This window comes from Pseudomonas sp. Q11 (assembly GCF_024494355.1).
Classification (GTDB): Bacteria; Pseudomonadota; Gammaproteobacteria; order Pseudomonadales; family Pseudomonadaceae; genus Aquipseudomonas; species Aquipseudomonas hefeiensis.
In genome coordinates this window covers 38,556-59,129 of record NZ_JAKNQY010000017.1, presented here as the reverse complement: position 1 = coordinate 59,129, position 20,574 = coordinate 38,556, and the positions used below count along the sequence as shown (strand labels likewise).

Genomic DNA, 20,574 nt, shown 5'->3' with positions numbered 1-20,574 from the left:
AACGCTTCCTTACATTGGGTTTTGGGGGCGCCACGGTTCGATCAGGGCATCGAGGTTCATCGCGTCGGCGAAATCCAGGAACTGATCGCGCAGCCAACTGATCTGGGTGCCGGCCGGCAGTGTCACGGTGAACGTGGCATTGAGCATGGTGCCGCCTGTCTGCGGGGCCTGGTAGGTGTCGCAGGTCAGGTTTTCCAGCTCGACCTGGTGGTCCATGAAGAACTGGCACAGCTCGTTGATGATGTCCGGGCGATAGGCTGAACTCACATACGCCACGTAAGGCAGGGCCTGGGGGCGGTTCTCCAGGGCGGCGCTGCGCACCACGTTGACGGTGAAGGCGTGTTTCTTGGCCAGCACAGGCAGGCTGGCTTCCAGGCGGGCCAGGGCGTCCCAGCTGCCGGAGATCTCAAGCACGAGCGCACTGCATTCGCCGTGACGGGTCAGGCGTGAGGTTACGACGGCGCAGCGATTTTCATGGCTGGCGCGGCACAGGACGTTAGTCAGCTCCATGGGGTTGGCGCCAAGGGCACTGATAACAAGGAATTGTTCGCGGACTGTGGGGGTGGACATGCAGCATTCCTAAAGCGATGAGCGGTCGGTACTTTTGCAGCTCGGCACGGCGACAGACCTTGAGAAACGAACGACTCAAGCCCTGTGCCTGGGGTTGCGATGCATTCCGGGACGGCGGGAATGCGGCAAGACAAACGCAGGAATGGGGCTTGTGGCGACGAAAACGGAGGCTGGGAACCGGCGTATGAGCTTATCGGTACCGATCAAAGCCTGAAGGGTAGCGAAAACCATCGCCAAGGGGAATGGTAGTTCGCTTGTACAAGCATCTTGGCGCCAGTACCATTACCGCTCTCTTTTTCCGGCAGGAGCGGTTTCATGATTGCGGGCAGTATGGTGGCACTGGTCACACCCATGGATGCACAAGGGCGTCTTGACTGGGCCAGCCTCAGCAAACTCGTGGACTTCCACCTTGAAAACGGCACCCATGCCATTGTCGCCGTCGGTACCACCGGCGAGTCGGCAACCCTCGACGTCAATGAGCACATCGAAGTCATCCGGGCCGTGGTCAAACAGGTAGCCGGAAAGATTCCGGTGATCGCCGGTACTGGCGCCAACTCGACCCGCGAAGCCGTCGAACTGACCCGTAACGCCAAGGAAGCCGGCGCCGACGCCTGTCTGCTCGTCGTGCCGTATTACAACAAGCCAACCCAGGAAGGCTTGTACCAGCACTTCAAGCACATTGCCGAGGCTGTGGACATCCCGCAGATTCTCTACAACGTTCCCGGCCGCACCTCCTGCGACATGCAGGCCGAGACCGTGATTCGCCTCTCCACCGTGCCGAACATCATCGGCATCAAGGAAGCCACCGGCGACCTGGACCGCACCAAAGCCATCCTCGATGGCGTGAGCGATGACTTCATCGTGCTGTCAGGCGATGATCCGACCGCGGTCGAGCTGATCCTGCTGGGCGGCAAGGGCAATATCTCCGTCACCGCCAACGTCGCTCCGCGCGAAATGGCCGACCTGTGCGAGGCTGCGCTCAAGGGCGACGCCGAGACCGCGCGGGCCATCAACGAAAAACTGATGCCGCTGCACAGGGACCTGTTCATCGAAGCCAACCCGATTCCGGTGAAGTGGGCTTTGGTTGAAATGGGCCTGATGCATCAAGGCATCCGCCTGCCGCTCACCTGGCTGAGCGAAGCCTGTCACGAACCGCTTCGGCAGGCCATGCGCCAGTCGGGCGTCCTGGTTTAATTGAGGAAGTACAACGCATGAAGCGAATGGCCGGACTTTCCGCACTTGCCTTGATTATCTCCAGCACCAGCGGCTGCGGATGGGTCTGGGGCCCGGAAGGTTACTTCCGCGACCGTGGTAGCGATTACCTGGAAGCGCAACAGACTGCACCGATGCAACTGCCCCCTGATGTCAATGTCGCCAAGCGTCTGGATCCGTTGCTGCCGATCCCGCGTAATGTGGCTGACGACAGCGTCAAGGGTGAATACATCGTCCCCCGTCCACAGCCGCTCACGGCCATGGCCGATGCCAGCGACTACACCCTGCAGAAGAGTGGCGATTCAAGCTGGGTCATGGCCCAGCACCCACCGGCCGAAGTCTGGCCCGTGGCGATCCAGTTCTTCCAGGACAACGGTTTCCGCCTGGACGAACAGCGCCCGCAAACGGGCGAGTTCACCACGACCTGGCAACGTGCCGATGAGCTGTCCGCCGCCATGGCCAAGCGCCTGAGCGCCGCCGGTGTCGGTGCCGACAGCGAAAGCCGCGTGCGGGTTCGCATTGAGCCAGGCGTGCAGCGCAACACCAGTGAAATCTACGTGGTCAGCGCCGAACGTCCTGCCGGCAGCACCGCCGATGTGGCCTTCACCAACCGTTCGGTCAACACCGGCCTGGACGCCGCGCTGGTGGACGACATGCTCGCCAGCATGAGCCGTACCGCCGAGCAAGGCGGTTCGGTTTCGATGCTTGCATCCCGGGATTTCGACGTGCCGAGCCGCGTCAGCCTGAGCGAAGACGGCAGCGGCAACCCGGTGCTCAACGTCGGCTCCGACCTGGATCGTGCCTGGTCGAGCGTGGGTCGTGCGCTGGAGCAGGGTGAATGGCGGGTTGAAGACATCAACCGCAGCCTGGGCCTGTACTACATCAACCTCGCCGAAAAGGCCGAGAATAAAGATGAGAAGCCTGGCTTCTTCAGTGGTCTGTTCGGCAGCGAGCCGGACAAGGAAGAAATTGAAGCCCGTGCCGAGCGTTATCAGGTTCGCCTGAGCAAGGTGGGTGAGAGCGTTCAGGTGACCGTCGAGAAAAACATCAACACCGTGGCGCCGGCCGATGTGGCCCGCAAGGTGTTGGGCGTGATTCAGGACAACCTGGGCTGATCCGGAGCGTTTTGCCGTTCTCGGCAGCGGTAGCCAGGGGAACGGCACGCTGATAACCAGCGCCGGCACGTATGTGCTGGTCGATTGTGGTTTCTCTTTGCGAGAAACCGAGAAACGCCTGTTGCGCCTGGGTGTGCACCCGGCGCAATTGAGCGCGATACTCGTGACCCACGAACATGCCGACCACGTGCATGGCGTGGGTTTGCTGTCTCGGCGCTACAATCTGCCGGTATACCTGAGCCGCGGAACACTGGCGGGTCTGCGTAAGCCCATCGAACCTGCTGGCTTCGTGGCCGGTGGCGAGCAACTGCGCATTGGTGCCCTGGATGTCAGCGTGGTCAGCGTGGCGCACGATGCCCGGGAGCCAACACAGTATGTATTCAGCGACGGTGAGCGGCGCTTTGGGTTGCTGACCGACCTGGGTTCGTATTGCGACAGGGTGATGGACAGCTACCGGGATCTCGATGCTCTGATGATCGAGTCCAACCACTGCCGTGACATGCTGGCGCGCGGGTACTACCCGTACTTTCTCAAGCAGCGGGTAGGCGGGGAACACGGACATTTGAACAACCACCAGGCGGCGTTCCTGGTGGCCGAGTTGGGCTGGCAAGGCCTGCAACACCTGGTCCTGGCCCATCTGAGCAGCAAGAACAACCTGCCGCAGCTGGCCCGGCAATGTTTCGTCGACACCCTCGGGTGCGACCCGGACTGGCTGCAACTGGCCGATCAAGATTCAGGGCTCGACTGGCGACATATCGCCTAGCCCATCTACTTAGCAAGCGGAGCCCATCATGGAAAAACGTGAAGAACTCTACCGCGGCAAAGCCAAGTCAGTGTACAAGACCGACGACGCTGACCGCTTGATCCTGCTGTTTCGCAACGACACCTCGGCGTTCGACGGCAAGCGCATCGAACAGCTCGATCGCAAAGGCATGGTGAACAACAAGTTCAACGCCTTCATCATGCAGAAGCTCGAAGCCGCTGGCGTGCCGACCCAGTTCGACAAGCTGCTGGGCGACAACGAGTGCCTGGTCAAGAAGCTGGACATGATCCCGGTCGAATGCGTCGTGCGTAACTACGCCGCCGGCAGCCTGGTCAAGCGCCTGGGCGTGGAAGAGGGCATGAAGCTCAACCCATACACCTTCGAGCTGTTCTTGAAGGACGACGCCAAGGGCGACCCGTTCATCAACGAATCCCACGTTGTGGCGTTCGGTTGGGGCACCGCCGAACAACTGGCGCGCATGAAAGAATTGTCCCTCAAGGTCAACGAAGTGCTGACCAAGCTGTTCGACGACGCCGGCCTGCTGCTGGTGGACTTCAAGCTTGAGTTCGGCGTGTTCAGCGATGGCTCCATCGTCCTGGGTGACGAATTCAGCCCGGACGGCTGCCGCCTCTGGGACAAGGACACCAAGAAAAAGATGGACAAAGACCGTTTCCGCCAGGGCCTCGGTGACGTCATCGAAGCCTACGAAGAAGTTGCCCAGCGTCTGGGCGTACCGCTGTAATCGACGCAAGCATCTGATAGCACGGAAAAAATTTCGCCCGGGGGTTCGCTTCCGGCGAATGTGCTGGTATGATGCGCGCCACTGGAGAGATGCCGGAGTGGCCGAACGGGACGGATTCGAAATCCGTTGTACTGGCGACAGTACCTAGGGTTCAAATCCCTATCTCTCCGCCATACATAGAAAAGCCCCGTAGATCAAGGTCTCGGGGCTTTTTTGGTTTCAGGATTCTACGTAGATATTCTACGTAAAATAACTGTCATTACAGACCCTCTCAATGCTCCAGCAGAGTGTTTGTCGCCACCTGTAGCCATTTACCTCCAGATGTGTCACCAGCGGCCTACATCGGGTTACGACGCTCAAGCTCGGCAGCGGCTTCTAGCGCTAGCGCCAAGATGCTTGCATTTTCTCTGAAGTCATCTGGGTCTGATGAGCCTTTATGCAGTACCCCTCCCGGCGATACATCCCTGATGACGCTGTCCGCGTATTGGTAGAACCTCACGATCAGATTTGCATCCTTGAGCTTCAGCGATCCGAGCTTACTAATGTTTGCCACGTAGACACGGCAATAATGCTCCGGTACGAGGATTTGGTACTGAACCATATCTCTATCGTTCTCAGGGATTGCTTCGAGGTCATCAGCGGTCTTTCGAAGGTTTTCTAGGTACTCCCGAGCGTTGGCTATTTCCTTGAGGGCAAGCACTTCTGCCACTAGGGCAACTTTCACCACTTGCCGTTCATGGTAAGTTTTCCAGAACCAAGCAACAACAGCGGTGCATACGGGCACTGCAACACCGAAGACGGAGATAATCTGGGCAGAGTCCATTTGGTTCACTTATAAGAGGGTGATGATGGATTTTAGCTGTTCTGGCAGCTAAAGGACTGGCTGAGATAAAAAACTATAACTACCGAAACCTGCGTAAATATCGGGAAACTTGCTTGACAATGCGAGCAAAGTCATGGTTGATCTTGACAAAAATGAGGTTTCGTGGTAAAATTAGGTACAAGAGATAGATAAATTTTGTTCCTTTCTTGCCTTACGTTTTATCCAATTCCAGAACATCAAACACAGAACCAGCTAATGACTGAGTTCTGTTTTGCTGTGGCCGAGGCTCCCCACAAGCCTCTCCATCGTTTAAGCAAGGCGATGGCCAATACTTGCCAGACCAAGGCTGAAATGCCTCAAGGATCGCCCGATAGGGGCGGTGGTTGATCCCTGTCACAAACGGTCAGACTGCACGCAAGGCAGCCAATAGCACTCATACAGCAGAGTGGGCCAAATGCTGAGAGGGGTTTTTAGATTTTCCCCTCGCCCCAAATTCGCAACACACTCATGTAACTTCGAAAGCCTTGTGCATTCATTAGCCGGACTTGTTCCGGCTAACTTTTACCTGAGTTTCCTTATTCTCACACAGATTATTCTCACCGGAGGCCTGATGGCACTAACCGTGGTAAGACCGTGCGTGGTCTGCAACACACCCATGCAAACGAAAAGAGCATCAAAGCAAACTTGTAGCCACAAATGCTACATGCAACACCATCGCGCTCAACAGCGCAAACAACGAGCAACACCAACCATAAAAACAGAAGGAAGCAAAACCATGAGTAAACCAACTTCTACACCAATGCAATTTGCATTTAGCGAATTGGAATACCGCCAACGCTGCCAGAACGCAAAAGGCTTCTACGAATCACGAATCGAAAATCCAAGCACCGGTATCGTTGGTGCAATTGTCGAGTTCAACCCCGGCACACTGGTAGAGGCTCTTGAACTGTATCACCAATACCGTGCAGCCGGATGGCTTCCACTTGAACCAGCGGGAGGGCTACCAACTGCAATGCTACTGGAAAGCCCGCTAGCTTCGTTCATTACGCTGTATTTGAAAAAGCCAGCGCGAGATCAGGAACGCGACCTTGTTAAAGTTTGCAAGCAAGTGCGAGCAGACTACGAAGCAGAGCTTGAAGCAGCGTTGAATGCTGAGATTGACCGCCAAGTGGCACTCGCTCTACTCAAGGATGAACGTGACCGTCTACAGACCGAAGAACAGAATCGTTTGAGCCGTGAACAAGAAGTTCGCGATGAACTCGCTGCGTCACGTGCCAAGCTTCGCGATGAACTAATTAAATCTGGCCGACTGACTGCCGAAGGTAACGCACAATGACCGATAAAATTGATCCAAGCACTCTGTCAGGTACGGAGTTGCTACTACGTCAGAAGTTTGCCAAAGACACACTTGCTACAAGCTCTTCAGGCGTCACTACAGAGGCCGTAACTAAACAAGCGCTACCAGCAGGTGAAGAAGCCTCGGAAGAGGCTGTAATCGCATTTAAAGCGGCTCTGGAGTTGCTTGCAGCAAGAGAACGTGCCAACAAGATTATTGAGCTTGCCAAACAAGCTAAATTAAACAAAGGAAAATAATGACATCGAGCGTTACACCGATTCAGGAGTTGAAAAAATCTCCGCAACACCACTCAATTACAAAAATGACCGGCCACCCGAAAATTCGCATGTTCACATGTGCTCTTAGGCAATGGCTTCGCAAGTATCACGGATTTGATGTTGAATTTAATTACCGCTGGGTTCGCCACCAAGACGGTAGTCTATATTTTGCACTGTCTGGCTCTCGCTCAGTGCAAGATGTATTCGCCGATTACCTCACCAACAACCGAGGCGACTACTACGACGAAGCTGTCGTCAAACATTATGGGCGCAATACAACTGCATTCAATCGCGCATTCGATAAGCTGCTGGAGCTGAAACACGGTCGTGGCGCTTATGGTGAAACGAAATGACCGGTATTAATGAAGAGGTTGCACGCCTAACTGGTAAGTTGGTATTTGACGTAAATACATCGCCCCTACAGCGTTTCATGGCAATGTTGAAAGCTGCTGAGGCTTCAATGGCTCGTGTCGGGAAAGAAGCTACAGCTCTTCAGGCCAAGTTGAGCAAGGCTTTCAATATTTCTGCTAGTAAGGGTGCTAGTGCTGAGAGAATGAAACTTGATGCGTCCATTCGTAGAAGTTTGGATAAGGAGCTTTTGACGGAAACCAAACTGTCTAAGCTACGTCGCCAGCAATTCGCTACACAGATTTCAGAACAAAAGTTAGTGTCAGCAGGGACAAAGCAAGAGGCTTGGCTACAAACCAATGCGTTGAAAGCTCAGCAACAACAAGCCGTGCTCTTGAGCAAGCAACACAAGGCTCAACAGGAAGCTTTGAAAGTTGAACTCGGTAAGGCGAAACTAAACACAACCGCCGAACAGTCAGCACTCCGTCAGGCTCGCCTTGCTGACATCTTGCAAAAGAGGCAAGCTCGGACGGTGCAGCTTCAACAGCAGGCAATGATTCAGCAAACGAGATTTCAGCGTGCCGAACTGGCATTAAATAATGCTCGTGCAAATGGCATTCGACAGGCTGAGCGCTGGGCGACAACTAAGGCTGCAACCGCTAATCGTGAAGCCCGCGCTACTGAGCGTCACCAGTTTGCTGCTCAACGCCACGAGGCTTGGCAGGCCCGTCAGGCTGCGCCAAAGCCTATGGACTTCGGTGGTCTCGCTATCGGGCTTACAGCGGCCTCAGCAGCGTTATACGGGCTTGTACGCGGTGTCAGCTACCTTAGTGAGCGTGTTACACAAAGACAATCTGACGCAAGTGGCGCAGAACAGTTTAATACGGCACTTCAAAGTGCCGGTGGCAAGAATCCCGAAAACCAAAAGTTTGCTCGCGATCAGTTTGTAGATATCAGCAACAAGTATGGTCAGGAAGTGTCAGTCGAGACAGCGAAGTCCTTTGCTCTGTTCATCCAAGGTCAACTTGCCCTTGGTAAGAGTCTGACGATTGCCACCAAGATGTTTGAAGATCAGTCAGCAACGTTCCGTGCTGCTGCTCTCGATAAGGAAGCTCAGAAGCGAGCCAACTACCAGTTGAATCAGATTCGGGCAAAAGGTAAGCCAGAAGGCTCTGATGTAAACGATTTGTTCGATGCTGTTGGTGGGGTTGTTGCTGCATCTATCCGACAAGCTGCTGCAACACGTCTTAATTTCAAAGGCAAAGTTGAAGAACAAGCCGGGTGGTTCAAGAAGGCTGTAACTGACGGCAAGATTCTGGCTAAAGACTTCGATCAGGGTATGACTAATTTCCTGAAAACGAACGTTGACCTCCTTGATAAGCAAATGAATTCTATCGCAGCAGCTCAACAACGTGCGGAAAATCAAAGCTATTTGAATGACAACGCTATTAATTCAAGTGAAGAGTTGAAGGGTGTGATTCTGGAAAGGATTCAGGCTGAGCGTGATTTGAATGCAGCCATGCAACCGTTCAAAGAAACTTTAGCGCTATTAGATTTAGGCTTGACTAAACTCAGCACGTCAATGCTTCGTCTCGCGGCCAATCGCAACGCAGACGGGACAGAGAAAACAGAGCAGCAGCAGTTGCAAAGCCGAATGTCCACCAATGACGTCGCCGTATCTACGGCGATGGTGGGAGTGGGCGACTACAGCGCTGTTAATGGCGATACCCAGCATCAAGGCGGGCCTATTGGCGAGCTTTGGAACTGGTTATTTAGCGTGCCGGATTACCGCAAGGGCGACGCTAACAAAGTTGAAGCGTTGGAAATGAACATTGCTGGTTTGCAATTTCCGCCGCTAGACTTATCAAAGTTTAGCTCTGATTTGGAAAACCTAGCAGATGGTAAGTTCCGCCAGTTCCGCCCATACCAGCCCTACACTACGACCGATATTCTAGATGGTGCAGCGGCTAAACAGCGTAGTCAACCAGTGTTGCCAGCTTGGTTGGGGCCGGGTGATCTTAACGGCCAAGTCACTAGTAAGCCTACTGAAAGTAAGATCGATCAATCCCACACTGAGTTGCACGTCGAGGTGAACGTGGACGCTCGGGGTATGGGCGCATCTGAGGTGGAAAAGATAACCACGGAGAGTACACGCGCTTTGTGGGATGAAGAGCTAAGAAAAATTCGGGCAGCCCAAAAGGAGGTTGAATAAATGAAACCCATATAACTCCTTAACGAGACTCTAGGGCCGCTTGCGGCCTTTTGTCTATCTGCCTAGCAACGTTTTATATTCGTCAGTGTTGTCAAAAAGTAACCACTGCTCTAGTAGCAGTATCTGCATGATACAAAACGCCCCACACCTTGTTTTATAAGGGGTGTAGCCATTTTTCGTGTGCATCAACAACCGTGTGCGTAACTCCGCAAGCGGAGTGATGCAAGCACACATGTATATCCCATTTCATAGGAGACAACTGTATGGCGCTGCCATTCGAATTCAAATCATCAGGGGCGGCGTTAACCGCTGCCATGACCCTGATCGGAACAACACGTAAGAAGTTTGTAATCAAACAGATCATCAACCCATTTGGTCAACTCCGTTGGATTGTTACCCACCCAGACGGTAACCCAGCAATTCCATACGAGGTATTCACAGCATGAAGACATGCACATGTCGCAACTGCTCTACCAAGTTCCAAACACCAAAGGTGGAAGCCTTTTGTAGCGGTCAATGCCGACACGCATACAGCGTAATCAATCCTAAGCCTACATACCCTGCTAACCGAGACGGAGCATTCAATGACCTCAGCAACACCGGACAAGAATAAGGCGATACGCCAACCAACGTGCCCGCACTGTAAAAAGCGTTTCCGCACCACTAGCACTAAAAAGACCTACTGCACCACCCAGTGCCAGAAAGAAGCCACCAAGAAGAAACGCCGAGTATCCCGTACAAACCGTGCCACCCATTCAGCATTCTTTTATCACTTGGCCTACGAATGTGAGCGTGCCGGAACCCTCCAGATCCTCGCAGGCCACACCGTGCAATCACTGGTGGCCCTATATGACGTGTACAAGCTCAAGCTGAAAGCCAACCGTTACGGAGAGATCAAGGATTTTGAGATCAGCCACATTCACCCCGTGCAAGGTGATAACACCATTGGCCTCTACCACGCTCCCAACTTGGTAGTGGTGCCAGTGAAGCTCAACCGCACTCACGCCACAACCCACTACGGCCATGGCCTGAGCATCAATCGCAATGCTTTGGTATCGAAACACTCAGTAGAGAAGGGCGCCCCACGCAGGCAAACCGTGCAACGCATCATCGCCTTCCTAGGTGCTGACGTAGTGGCTGAGGCTGTGAAGGTTGCCAAGATTCAACCAACGCAACGACACAAGGTGCTGAGCTGGCTACACGACCACTTAGACCCAACCGTACCAGAACAACGCACCCACCTAGATGCTCTCGATAGCATGTCAGGCAAGGCTCTATCAGCTCTCAAGGCCAAGCTTGAGGGAAAGGAGGGGAGTGGCTTCCAGATCAAGACAACGATGCTTACACCATTCGAAGTGTTGTCCCAGGAGCTTGAGCGCCACGCCCAGCACCGACCAGAACTAACCGAAGTGCTGGGCGTGATATGCAAACGTGTGAGCCCCTTTACAGCGCTGCACATGAGTAGAACCACGCTCAATGAGGAAGAGCTACAGGCAGTGTTTGACGTGCTCCACGGCAAGCCTGTTGATGCCATCCGTGACGTGCTAACCGAGTTCGTAGAGCGCCACACCAGCACTATGGACAATGGAGAGCGTATCCCGCCATACAAGCCAATCGTATTCAAAGCTCAGCGCCCTGCAAGGGGGGTGGCGACGGTGCAAAGCCCTGTCAGCGTTGCTGCTGACGCTCGTTCATTTGCTGATTGTCTGGATGGGCAAGAGCTGGACGCTGTTCCAGTGCTTCTGCCGTTGTCGGAGTTGTATCCGATGGTTGATCATCCTCTTCCGTGGGAGTAGTGGGTTTGACTCTAAAGCCCTCCCACAGCCATTGAAGTGTGCTTAGGGCAAGATAGACAACACCCCCGCTGACAACGGCTGATAGGAAGAAACCAGTAGCTATCTGGGATGCTGATGGGGCCGAACCTGCTGGCAGCAGAGGCTGGACGCTCACCAACATCATCACAACCCAAGCTGCCCCGGCGACTGAGGCAAGCACCTTTGCAACCTCCCAGAGCCGTCGCCATCCTTCTGCACGCATCCCATTTACTCCCGTTGTTCACAGCGTGAGCTGTGGTGGTTATCCCGCTTTGGGATGGAACCCGTCAATAATCCACACTATTAACCTGAGCATAAGGTGAATAGTCACGAAGATGGCTATTGCACCGATGAAGCTGTTGATTGCTATCTCGTATGAAGAATCTTTATCAGGGCGAAGGAGGCCAGCCACTAATACGAGTAATCCGAATAAGCCCAGTGCCGCCGATGGTCCTAGCCTCACCACTTGTGCAATTCTCCAAAACCCTTCGTGTCGGAACCACGCAGGGCGCTGGAATAATATTTTCTTAACCATGTGGTAGTCCTTTACGAAGGTTGTATCAAAGCGCCAGCTTAGCAGTGTGAGTAAAACTCCCGCCATAACCTCCGTTGAAATTCACAACAACTGGGTCAAATCCCCACTAAAACCCTGCTTGCAAACTACTCTATCAAGTCATATCAACAAATAGCGTTTAGCTATAGGTCAGTGTTTCCGGGGCTTTCCGTAATCCATGGATAAGCTCGCCGCAGTGATTCCGGCTCAGTCCGGGGTTTCTACGCCAAAATTACATTTTTGAGTCGGAATCACCGATTTGCGCAAAAGCACAACATTGACAGGCTCCGAGCTGATGCCTTCACTTGAGTTTCGCCCATGCCGGGCGCAAGGAGAGTTGAAATGCCTGTATTCGGAACAGAAGTCTTGGATGAGTTGCTTAAACGAATTCATGAGAGTCAGAGCGAAGTCACTGGAAAGGATGTCGCCATCTTTGAGCGCTTGTTCAATTTCGGGCTGGTGCAGTTCAATGGCGAGGGTGGGCCAGATCGTTACACGGAGGTCTCGCCCACTCCACTTGGCACAATGAGGGTGCTTGATCCTACTGGAGAGCTACAGGCTTGGGTTGCCGCCGAGCTATCAAAGAAGTAGACATGTTTGGTAGTGCGATAGCCGTCTGTCTGAAGCTTGATTTATCTATCAAATAACTATGTACGTTTGGCTATCTGATAAATTATCATTGATCTATCTTCTAAATGGACTAAAGGATAGCCATCAATGAACGCCCACATCTACCTCCGTGCCAGTACCAAGGAACAACATGCAGACCGCGCCCAAGAGTCTCTTGAGGCGTTTGCTGTTGAGAAGGGATTAACCATCGTAGGCGTGTATGCCGAGAACATCAGTGGCACCAAGCTCAATCGCCCTGAACTGATACGTTTGCTGGAAGTGGCAGAACGTGGCGATGTGTTCCTGTGTGAGTCGGTAGACCGTCTGAGTCGCCTTTCTATGGCTGACTGGGAGGTGTTGAAACGCACCATTGCAGATAAAGGGCTTCGCCTCTTGGTGCATGACTTGCCCACCAGTCACATGATGGTCGAAGACAAGGGCATAACCGGTCAGATTATGAAAGTCATCAATGACATGTTGATCGACCTCATGGCAACCATGGCCCGTCTCGACCAAGAGAAGCGCGTTGAACGCATCAAGCAAGGACTAAGCAACAAGCGAGCTGCTGACCCAGAATGGAAGCCAGCCGGAAAGGGCAAGAACGCGGAACTCTGGAATAAGGTGCAAGCGATCATAACCAAGAGTCCAACCCTTTCAGCCGACGACGTGGCTAAGCTCGCTGACTGCGGCGTGGCGACTGTGTACAGGATCAAACGTGAAATGAACTAGGGTTTCAGACAGTCCATGAGCCCGCCCTGAGCGGGCTTTGTCATGTACGGGAGAAAAGTGTACTAGCGCGAGTCGCACAAGGGCTCTGAGAGTGTTGTAGCGCCTCGGGTGGGGCGGTTATTTCTGCTTTTATAGCGATCAGGTAAGCCCCCGTCGCACACCGCTTAGCAGCGCGGTTATTTTTCAGCCTTGAAGGCTGATCGATCCTTCAAGTGGTCGAAAATTCTGGCGGAAAAATGAAAATCTGGAAAACACGCACGGGTTATCTTCGACACTTATAGGAGTTTTGAAAGGCCGCCATGGCGAGGAATGCTCCGTCTCGGTGGAGTGAAGCAGGATGCTCTTCTAAATACTTGGCAACTATTCTTGCTGCCTGCTGATTCATCAGGCCCTCGGGGAAGCACGTCTTTTCTTTTGGAAGCATGTAATCGTTCATTGCTACCATGGTGTTCATAACCCCGTTCACCAGACCGTAGCAATATCCGACTTGTATGTGACTGGTGTCGCGCTCGCCATCTGCGTCGCGGACAGCCTCTTTACAGCTCCTCAGTAGTTCATTTCCATCTCCTGCCATGGCCTGACCACACCCTAGTGCTGCTACCAGTGCAACCGCTGCCGCTATCCCTGCTTTCATGACTTTCCCCTCGGTGAGTAAGATGCAGCTCAACTGACAGTGATCCAGCCGTGGCTTTGATACGTGTCCCACACCTTCGTGGCGAGATAACACAGGAGGCCAGCAGCCAAAAGGAGATTCCGTGCCTTGTACCACCAGTGCGACTCTCGTCTTTCGTTGAGCTTCATGATGCAGTAGGCCCGCACTTGTGGGTTAGGTTCTTCCAGCGCAACAGCATTCATTCGAAGCGCTGCAATCGTTGATTCGATCCTTTTGAAACCACAGATCGCACTGGTTGCGAAAACCAGCAGGCTACCAAGCAGAAACGTTTCCTTGTTGACGCCTAGCTGGGCGTAGGGGTTGGTTTGGGCGAGGTAGGCACAGATTGCCAACGTCACGCCGAGAATGAAGTAGTCCAGTTTGCTTGCCGCTTCATTGTGAGCGACTTTCAACTGTAGGACTGGGCTGGGTTGTCCAGACATTTTGGTTTCCTAGGTATAGAGAATCACCAACCTGAGCCAAGTTGGTGATTCGTCTTCATCGATTAAAGATCGAGTACATACTGGAAAGGCGGGCTACGGAAATGCTGCCTCACATGCTCCCACCGCCCAAAACGCCAGCGGGGATAATCGTGGACGAAAACACTTTTGGTACGTTGAGACGACAAGCGGTGACGGGGACGTCTAGCCATGGTAAATGGTGCCTTTAGAGAAATTGCAGTGATGCAATCCTCTGGGCGTGACAACGTACACTCAAAGTGTTGTTGACGTGACGGTCACGCTGTTGGCTTAATAACCGCCTGCCCAGATTCATGCGTTTTTCGAAACGGGTGTATCGGGGGTGGTGCGGGTGGATCACGTTCTGTCGCCAAACTTCGCGTGACCACTCGCAAGCTTTCCCTTCTACAGACCTACGGTCTTCTATCTACGACACCCTCCCTACATGTAGGGCTTTTCTCATGCCGTGCTACAAGATAATGTGTTCTTGTGAGTGATTGCAACGTACTACCTGTGGATAAGTGTGTGCGTAATTTGTGTGCGAAACATGGAATTGGTCTGTGGGCCGCGACCTAGCTGGAGCGAGCCTGTTTTCATCGTTTTCGAGGTATTGCAAACAGCCTGCCGGTTTTTGCGGGCGCGGACGCTTTTACACAAAACTTATTCGGCCAATACATTTGAAGGTTTGTTTTCTTCGAACTATGGGCGGTGCCTTAAGTCGGGCTAAGGAACCGAACTGACGTTTAGCTTGTTGGAATGGTGGGAAGTTTCGATATGGCTTTGAGCTTTTGCTTTGGTGATGATCCATCCGAATACACGTCGAACGTCACTGTGCCGGTTTCGTGGCCGACTAGCTCCTTGATAAGCCTGTCTGCTACGTCTGCTCGTACCAACTGAGTGATTACCGTTGCCCGGATCGAGTGGAACACGCGGGTACGATCAAAACCCATCGTGGTTTTCAGTCTGCCAAACGCCTTGCTCAATGCATCCGACCGAATCCCATATTTGTTGTTGCTGTCGGTAGGCACCAGATAGCCGTCTGTAGATGATTTGCTGAGTCGATCCACCAGCGCCGTTAGCTTGGGATGCACCGGCATCTGTCGAATGCCTGCCACTGTTTTCGAATCCACGATATCGAACATCTTCACCCCATCGACGGTAATCAGGTGCTCCTTGCGAAGCTGACACAGTTCCTCGATCCGAGCCCCGGTATACCCGCCCAGTAGGATCAGGTCTGCCAATGTATCCAGACCTTGTTTCTTCGCTGCTGAATACAGAGTGCCGACTTCCTCGATGGTGAAAGCCTTCCGTTTTGCGTCGAGTTTGGCCTTACCCTTGAGGGAGGGCAGTGTGTGTTTTTCGAATGGATTCACATGCCCTTTGAAGGTCTGTCGCCACTGAGGCTCATGCGTCATTGCCCATTGCCAAAACTGACTAGCAGCGAGCAAATATTGCTGCTTGGTTTTTGAGCTGAGCTTCATGCCCTGTAGCCAAGCACTCACAGAATCAAAGTCGAGTTTGGTGCCCGTGGCTAGCAGATGCTCCGATAGACTCAGCAGCTTCGCCTCCTGTTGATTCACCGTCTTGAGCGCGACGTGATGTTCAAGCCTGTAGATGCGGAAAGCAGCGAGCCGGGTCTTGGTGATTGGTGAGCGAGCTTTGTAGCTGGCAGGATCTTTTACCAGCGCTTCCAGTTCCTGGCCCTGCTCAGTCGTGAGTCGGTGAGCGCTAGAAATCTGCTTTTCTATGAACTGTTTCCCGAGGGCTGCTAGGTCATCTTCCAGTTTGACCATTCCCATGGGTTCGCCACGACGACGCTGAATGAGGCTTGTTAGCGCAGCAACCAGTTTGGGGTTTCCCATCGCTTTTGAGACGTCTTCTGCATCAGGTGCTGGCATCGCTGGTACGTCTTCACCAATCCTTGCCCGTTTGGCTTGTTGCGTCCATTGGTCAACCTGATCAATCGCCGCTGAGACATTATCCTGCCAACCTTCTGGGAGTGCTTTTCCTTCACGTGCTGCCTTTATCTGGCTCTTCCATGCATGCAGGATGGGTAAGCGCCGGAACATTGCCTCTTCTCGTGAACCGGTTTTAAGCGACAACGATAGGATACGACGACCGCCGAAAGCCTCTCGCACGTCCTTAGGGATATCCATCCTAACGTGGTAGGTGCCGCCTTGGAGTTCAAGATTGTTGGCCTTCGGCATGGTCGTTTCTTCATTGGATTCTACGTAAAGATTCTACGTAAAATCACCGGGAAAGCCAGTAAATACAGTGTTTGTTGGGTTTCTGGGGTGCGTATGGTGAGTCCCTATCTCTCCGCCATTATTGAATACGACTAAGCCCCTGAAGTGGTTGAACATTTCAGGGGCTTTTTCGTTTCTGGCGTTTGGTTTTGGGCATGGAAGGAGAGGGTTTCAGCGCCATAGATTTATGCTCGTCTCCGACGAAATGGCCCCATGAGAGATAATGCCAGTCAGTTAAGGGCGATTGAGTCAGGCGCTGAATTTGTGGGGAGGGGATTTAGCGAAACGTCGCACCGCCCCGCTGGGCTACTAAGCAATCCCAACGTCAACTCAATCAGCCAGACATACAGGGTGTCTGGCTTTTAGGGCTGCTTTGCAGCCCAGCGGGGATAAATCCCCTCGCCACAGGTAACTGATCGATATCACTTCGTAGAGGCCCTTCAATACTGGGCCGGCTCTGCATCCAATCGTCGGGCGATGACATCGAGCACGTCACAGCCATCTCTCAAGGGGATACAGCACAGCTGTGCAAAGTCCTGAAGGATTACCGAGTCGCTGGGAATGTCCCCGCGCATTGCGAGGTTCTCTAAAAGCTGGGTAACTGCGCGAATTCTATAGCCCGCCGTGTCAAGCAGTATGTGCAAAGGCGCGGAGGTATCGACGAAGAGGGGTTGATCGTCGGCATTACTGGTAAGAGCCATGTATCTATTCATTTTTTAAATTCCATTTGATTGATGACCTTCTTAATCGTCGCCAAACGAATAAGGTGGTAGCTGTACGCGGGTTGGCGAACCGGACAAATAGAAAAACCGGCAGATCCGAAGATCTCCCACGCATAGCTACCGAAAAGCAGCATATTGCGCACGGTAGCGTTCCGCAATCCGCGAGAGGTTCCTGCATATTTGTCATCGGGTCGCCAAACCCTAGCCGCTCTTACGAACGACGCTTGGACTATAGGGCCCTTCTGTAGAAATCATCAATCAGATGATGAGTCAGAAAATTCCCTGAATTATGTGGGCGGGAAATGTCAGAAAATTCCCCGCAGCAATTGCGTCTCCCCACCTTTTTCTATCCCGGCCAACCCCTCCGCAACCCGCATAAACACAGTGTTGCCCAGGCCGAAAGCTTTGTGTCAATCAGACTAATGGTCTATAGCTCAAGGCATGCCTGCCGATAGGTAAGCTAACCCCCATAGAAGGAGTGCCCCCCATGATGCGGTTCTTTGCCGACCTGGGTTTTCGCTGGAAAATTACCCTGCCGATTGCTTTCCTGGCGTTGTTGTTGGTGTTGATGGGGTGGTCGGGCATGAGAGGCATCGACCAGGTGACGGCGTCCAGCACACAACTGACTAAACGTTACTTGCCGGCCATCAGCCTGTTGCTCAATGCCGATCGCGATCTTTACCAGGCTTTTGTGGCCGAGCGAAGTCTGCTCGATGGTCATGCGGACGAGCATCTGACGGCGCTGAGCGCCAGTCATGAGGAGAATGCGAAGCAGGCTTACGATCGCGTGCAGCAATATGCCGCGATGCAGCCCGGTGCTGAGGCGCTGGCGTTGGTCAGTCAGTTCAATGACGCTTTTGTAAAGTGGAAGCAGGTTTCGCGGCGGGTCATGGAGTTGTCCGTGGGGGATATGGAGGCGGCCAGCACGTTGAGTTTTGGTGACAGCGAACGCCTGTTCGACGTCATGCGTGATCCCATCGACAAACTTGGCGAGCTGGAAGACCAGGCGTCCCATCGCGAGGGAGACGCGGCGATAGAAAATGGCGAGGACGTTGGGTTGTATCAGGCAGGCATTTTGTTGATCGGTCTGCTTGGCTGCATTCTGGTCGTTGTTGCCCTGCCAATGGTCGTGCTGCGCCCTATGCGTCGCTTGCTCAGCCGCGTCGAGCAGATTGCGGAGGGTGGCGGTGATTTGAAGGCGCGTCTTGAGGTCCGTTCGGCTGACGAGCTGGGGCAACTCGGCAGCGCGTTCAATCGCTTTCTCGACAAACTGCAGCCGCTGATTGCCGAGGTAGGCCGGGTGACCGGAGAGGTCGATGCGGCGGCACGGGCCATGGCCAGCATGGCCGCGACCAATGACCAACTGATCAGCAGCGAACATGCGGCACTCGATCAGGTCAGCACCGCCGCGACCCAGATGAGCGCCGCCGTGCATGAAGTCGCTCACAACGCGCTGAATGCCTCGGATGCCGCCCAACAGGCCACCAGTCAGTCCCGCGATGGCGCCGAGGTTGTCAGCAGCACCATCGAATCGATCCGCCAACTGGCTCAGGAAGTGGAAAGCGCGTCGGGAACCATCGAAGCCTTGGCCCAGGAAACCTCCAGCATTGGCGCGGTCCTTGAGGTGATCCGTGGCATCGCTGAACAGACCAATCTGCTTGCGCTGAACGCCGCCATCGAGGCTGCGCGGGCTGGTGAGCAAGGCCGCGGTTTTGCCGTCGTGGCTGACGAAGTCAGGGCGCTGGCGGCGCGGACCCAGGATTCGACCAAGGATATCCAGGTCCGCATCGAGCGCCTGCAGTCCGGTGTCGCCAAGGCCGTGCAAGCGATGCACGTCGGCAGCACCAAGGCCCGTGACAGCGTTGAGCGGGCCGCGAGTGTCGATCAGGTACTCAGCGGCACGGGCGGTTCCATACAGCGGATCAACGACATGGCCGCGCAGATCGCCAACGCTTGTGAAGAGCAGAGCAGCGTCACTGAGGAAATCGCCCGCAACATCTCCGACATCCGCGACCTGTCCAACGAAGCGGCGCAGAACTCTGCCCAGAGCATGCATGCCAGTCAGCAGCTTTCCGGCCTGTCGAGGACACTGGCGGAATTGACCGGCCGTTTTCGCACCTGAGCCCAGGCGTGATCGTGGCCACCCCCCAATCCTTGGCGGCGCTGACCAGCGACCGCTTGCGCGCCCTGCATCAGGACGGTTTCGTCCTGATGCCCGCGGTGTTGAGTGCCGCGCAAATCACCGACCTGCGCCTTGCAATTGATCGCCTCAAACCCCTGCATTGGGACTATAGCGGCGTGATCGATCACTACAAATGCGTGTTCAATCGCGACCCGTTCTGGTTGCCGTTTCTCGATATGGACGGGGTGATCGAGCTGGCCGAGGCGGCCCTGGGAGACGACTGCCACATCATCGGGCAGACAGCCTGGCGTTGCCATCCTGGGTTTGTCGGCGCCCCGTTGCACCTGGATTACCTGGCAATGGCATTGCCAGCACAGCTTCTGGCCGATCCAGCTTTCGAGTTGCCGATGCAGATTTGCACCGCGCAGTTTTACCTCGACGACATTGATGCCGACCTGAGCCCCACCCGTGTCGTTCCCGGCAGTCATCGGGCGGGGCGGGCGCCCGTGGCGGGCGAAACGCAGTGGCAAGGGCGCGTCGCACAGCCGGTGTTGTGTCGGGCTGGCGATGTGTTGGTGCTGCGCAGCGAGTTGTGGCATGCCGGCAGCGAGAACCGCAGCGTCGACCGTTCACGTTATATGCTGCAGGTTCACTATGGCCGGCGGATGATCGCGCAGAAGTTCTCGCCTTATCTGGACTGGCAGTTCAACCCCGCTGTGCTGGCTGCCGCGACATCTCGCCAGCGGCGCCTGTTGGGTGAGCATCAGGAGGCTGAGTACGATTGACCCCTGGCATCGATTGCCTCACGGGGCGACGTTATATCCAGACATCATTGACCGCTGTTCGCTCATTGGTTTGCTCGCCGGTATTGATGACGCCGCGAGGTTCGATCAACAGCAATTTCACTTCCAGTACGGCGCTGGGCTTGTGCTCGACACCTTTTTTCACCACGTACATCTCGCCCGCGCCAATCGTCACGGCGCCGTCGTGAAAATCAATTCGAAGCTCGCCTTCCAGCACGATGAAGGTTTCATCGGTATCGGCGTGGGCGTGCCAGACGAAATCACCTTCGAGCCGGACGATTTTGAACTGGTAGTCGTTCATTTCGGCCACGACTTTTGGGGCCCATTGTTCCTGGAAGAGTGCGTATTTCTGAGCGAAATTGATGGGGGAGTAGTGAGTACTCATTGGGGATGCTCGTCTTGTGCAGAGGGAAGAGCGACCTTACTGCCTGAGTCTGAGCGGGTATTGGATGATTGTGCAGCTTTTT

At 54.2% G+C, this 20,574-nt stretch carries 21 protein-coding genes, 1 tRNA gene and 2 pseudogenes; 16 read left to right on the top strand and 8 right to left on the bottom strand.

Translation table 11 applies throughout. The annotated features are described in order from the left end of the window. Positions 1-9: 9 nt before the first annotated feature. Positions 10-570 carry a glycine cleavage system protein R gene (locus tag MA884_RS18135; protein ID WP_256231789.1) on the bottom strand — a complete coding sequence of 187 codons (561 nt, stop codon included), beginning with the start codon at positions 568-570 and terminating at the stop codon, positions 10-12. 315 nt (positions 571-885) lie between these two features. On the opposite strand from MA884_RS18135, the gene dapA reads away from it, so the two are divergent. From dapA to MA884_RS18110, 5 genes and pseudogenes are all read left to right on the top strand, one after another. Beyond that, complete coding sequence (gene dapA / locus MA884_RS18130; protein ID WP_256231788.1) at positions 886-1,764, top strand: 4-hydroxy-tetrahydrodipicolinate synthase; 879 nt, start codon at positions 886-888, stop codon at positions 1,762-1,764. Between the two features lie 17 nt (positions 1,765-1,781). Continuing rightward, a complete protein-coding gene (bamC, locus tag MA884_RS18125; protein WP_256231787.1) occupies positions 1,782-2,897 on the top strand; it encodes an outer membrane protein assembly factor BamC in 1,116 nt (371 codons plus the stop codon). 7 nt (positions 2,898-2,904) lie between these two features. After that, positions 2,905-3,660 (top strand): annotated as a pseudogene (locus MA884_RS18120) (MBL fold metallo-hydrolase); the annotation flags it as partial. 28 nt (positions 3,661-3,688) lie between these two features. Further along, complete coding sequence (purC, locus tag MA884_RS18115; RefSeq protein WP_025212375.1) at positions 3,689-4,402, top strand: phosphoribosylaminoimidazolesuccinocarboxamide synthase; 714 nt, start codon at positions 3,689-3,691, stop codon at positions 4,400-4,402. An 83-nt stretch (positions 4,403-4,485) separates the two neighbouring features. Continuing rightward, a tRNA-Ser gene (locus tag MA884_RS18110) sits at positions 4,486-4,575 on the top strand. A gap of 164 nt (positions 4,576-4,739) precedes the next feature. Here the strand turns inward: MA884_RS18110 and MA884_RS18105 are convergent. After that, positions 4,740-5,225: a hypothetical protein gene (locus tag MA884_RS18105; protein ID WP_256231785.1), complete on the bottom strand. Its 486-nt coding sequence runs from the start codon at positions 5,223-5,225 to the stop codon at positions 4,740-4,742. A gap of 775 nt (positions 5,226-6,000) precedes the next feature. Here MA884_RS18105 and MA884_RS18100 point away from each other — a divergent pair. The 8 genes from MA884_RS18100 to MA884_RS18065 all read left to right on the top strand — a co-directional run bounded on the left by MA884_RS18100 (position 6,001) and on the right by MA884_RS18065 (position 13,104). Beyond that, positions 6,001-6,561 carry a hypothetical protein gene (locus MA884_RS18100; protein ID WP_256231784.1) on the top strand — a complete coding sequence of 187 codons (561 nt, stop codon included), beginning with the start codon at positions 6,001-6,003 and terminating at the stop codon, positions 6,559-6,561. Further along, a complete protein-coding gene (locus MA884_RS18095; RefSeq protein WP_256231783.1) occupies positions 6,558-6,818 on the top strand; it encodes a hypothetical protein in 261 nt (86 codons plus the stop codon). The genes MA884_RS18100 and MA884_RS18095 overlap by 4 nt, the downstream gene beginning before the upstream one ends. Further along, complete coding sequence (locus MA884_RS18090; RefSeq protein ID WP_256231781.1) at positions 6,818-7,192, top strand: hypothetical protein; 375 nt, start codon at positions 6,818-6,820, stop codon at positions 7,190-7,192. Before MA884_RS18095 ends, MA884_RS18090 begins: the two co-directional genes overlap by 1 nt. After that, positions 7,189-9,399 (top strand): tape measure protein, encoded by a 2,211-nt coding sequence (locus tag MA884_RS18085; RefSeq protein ID WP_256231780.1) that lies wholly within the window; start codon positions 7,189-7,191, stop codon positions 9,397-9,399. Before MA884_RS18090 ends, MA884_RS18085 begins: the two co-directional genes overlap by 4 nt. Positions 9,400-9,662: 263 nt before the next feature. Continuing rightward, entirely contained in the window at positions 9,663-9,845 is a 183-nt protein-coding gene (locus tag MA884_RS18080) for a hypothetical protein (RefSeq protein WP_130926754.1), read from the top strand. A 138-nt stretch (positions 9,846-9,983) separates the two neighbouring features. Continuing rightward, positions 9,984-11,195, top strand: coding sequence for a hypothetical protein (locus MA884_RS18075; protein ID WP_256231779.1), 1,212 nt, complete (start codon positions 9,984-9,986; stop codon positions 11,193-11,195). A gap of 913 nt (positions 11,196-12,108) precedes the next feature. After that, positions 12,109-12,357 (top strand): hypothetical protein, encoded by a 249-nt coding sequence (locus tag MA884_RS18070; RefSeq protein ID WP_256231778.1) that lies wholly within the window; start codon positions 12,109-12,111, stop codon positions 12,355-12,357. 126 nt (positions 12,358-12,483) lie between these two features. Next, entirely contained in the window at positions 12,484-13,104 is a 621-nt protein-coding gene (locus MA884_RS18065) for a recombinase family protein (protein WP_256231777.1), read from the top strand. A gap of 262 nt (positions 13,105-13,366) precedes the next feature. Here the strand turns inward: MA884_RS18065 and MA884_RS18060 are convergent, their stop codons facing one another. From MA884_RS18060 to MA884_RS18040, 5 genes are all read right to left on the bottom strand, one after another. After that, the gene (locus MA884_RS18060) at positions 13,367-13,738 is read right to left on the bottom strand and encodes a Rap1a/Tai family immunity protein (protein WP_256231776.1); all 372 of its coding nucleotides are present in this window, start codon (positions 13,736-13,738) and stop codon (positions 13,367-13,369) included. Between the two features lie 29 nt (positions 13,739-13,767). After that, positions 13,768-14,199 (bottom strand): hypothetical protein, encoded by a 432-nt coding sequence (locus tag MA884_RS18055; RefSeq protein ID WP_256231775.1) that lies wholly within the window; start codon positions 14,197-14,199, stop codon positions 13,768-13,770. Positions 14,200-14,957: 758 nt separating this feature from the next. Further along, positions 14,958-16,421 (bottom strand): site-specific integrase, encoded by a 1,464-nt coding sequence (locus tag MA884_RS18050; protein ID WP_256231774.1) that lies wholly within the window; start codon positions 16,419-16,421, stop codon positions 14,958-14,960. Positions 16,422-16,900: 479 nt separating this feature from the next. Next, the gene (locus MA884_RS18045; protein ID WP_256231773.1) at positions 16,901-17,173 is read right to left on the bottom strand and encodes a short-chain dehydrogenase; all 273 of its coding nucleotides are present in this window, start codon (positions 17,171-17,173) and stop codon (positions 16,901-16,903) included. Beyond that, a complete protein-coding gene (locus MA884_RS18040; protein ID WP_256231772.1) occupies positions 17,170-17,325 on the bottom strand; it encodes a hypothetical protein in 156 nt (51 codons plus the stop codon). Before MA884_RS18040 ends, MA884_RS18045 begins: the two co-directional genes overlap by 4 nt. A 344-nt stretch (positions 17,326-17,669) precedes the next feature. Between MA884_RS18040 and MA884_RS28080 the strand changes: the two are divergent. The 3 genes and pseudogenes from MA884_RS28080 to MA884_RS18030 form a co-directional block, all read left to right on the top strand. Next, positions 17,670-18,446: pseudogene (locus MA884_RS28080) on the top strand (MCP four helix bundle domain-containing protein); the annotation flags it as partial. Between the two features lie 69 nt (positions 18,447-18,515). Continuing rightward, complete coding sequence (locus MA884_RS28075; RefSeq protein ID WP_371134788.1) at positions 18,516-19,304, top strand: methyl-accepting chemotaxis protein; 789 nt, start codon at positions 18,516-18,518, stop codon at positions 19,302-19,304. A 14-nt stretch (positions 19,305-19,318) separates the two neighbouring features. Beyond that, on the top strand, positions 19,319-20,089 hold the full coding sequence (locus tag MA884_RS18030) for a phytanoyl-CoA dioxygenase family protein (protein WP_256231770.1): 771 nt from the start codon (positions 19,319-19,321) through the stop codon (positions 20,087-20,089). A gap of 31 nt (positions 20,090-20,120) precedes the next feature. On the opposite strand, the gene MA884_RS18025 is transcribed toward MA884_RS18030, so the two are convergent. After that, positions 20,121-20,492 (bottom strand): cupin domain-containing protein, encoded by a 372-nt coding sequence (locus MA884_RS18025; protein WP_256231768.1) that lies wholly within the window; start codon positions 20,490-20,492, stop codon positions 20,121-20,123. Between the last annotated feature and the right edge of the window lie 82 nt (positions 20,493-20,574).